Origin of the sequence: Brotonthovivens ammoniilytica (genome assembly GCF_025566885.1) — a bacterium.
GTDB classification, from domain to species: Bacteria; Bacillota; Clostridia; order Lachnospirales; family Lachnospiraceae; genus Brotonthovivens; species Brotonthovivens ammoniilytica.
Map to the genome: position 1 here is coordinate 1 of NZ_JAOQJQ010000014.1, position 729 is coordinate 729.

1 rRNA gene is annotated in these 729 nt (G+C 47.9%); it reads right to left on the bottom strand.

Annotated elements, in window-relative coordinates:
* Nucleotides 1-641 precede the first annotated feature (641 nt).
* Nucleotides 642-729, bottom strand: a 5S ribosomal RNA gene (rrf, locus tag OCV88_RS15950); the annotation flags it as partial.

Sequence of the window (729 nt, forward strand, 5' to 3'; positions counted from 1 at the left end):
GCAGCTTATCACGTCTTTCTTCGGCTCTTAGTGCCAAGGCATCCACCCTGCGCTCTTTCTTGCTTGACCTTGCTACGAGCGTTTTCCGCTCTCCCTTCCCGTTCGCTATAGCGTTAGCTACTTAGGCGGGCTGCTGCTTTCGCAGCTCTCATTCAAGAATGAGTTTTCGTTTTTCAACGTTTGTGTTTGGTTTGCATTTTCGTCTGCAGATGCTCGTTCCCGCGTGAATCCGCTTACGCTTCTTCCCGCTTGAGGCGAACCTCATATGCATCTTCGTCCTAAAAGCATCCCGGAAGTAAACTCCCGGATCCTTTTAGTCCTCAGCTGCGCACTCGCATTCTGCTGACAAATTTCTCGGATGTCTTGATATATCTGAAGTTTTATGATCTTTCGATCACAAAACGTTTTATCAATTCATTATCTCTGTATGAAGTTTTCAAGGTACATGTGCAGTCCGCAGTTCTTTCCCTGCTTCCTGCCGGCTGTTTTATCAGCCATCAGGATACCTGATCTTTCAGATACTCTGATCACTGGTAAAACCCAGTTTATATGAACAGCGCTTCCCCGCTGATACAGGTTGACACGGCTTTCCGTGTCCGTTCTATATCAAAAGGCTTCCGCCTTGTTTTCTTTTTTAAGTATTCCGGCAGCCACCTGCTCTCCCATGCCGTCTCCAGCATAGTACCATCGGCCGCTTAGGTCTTAACCATCGTGTTCGGGATGGGTACG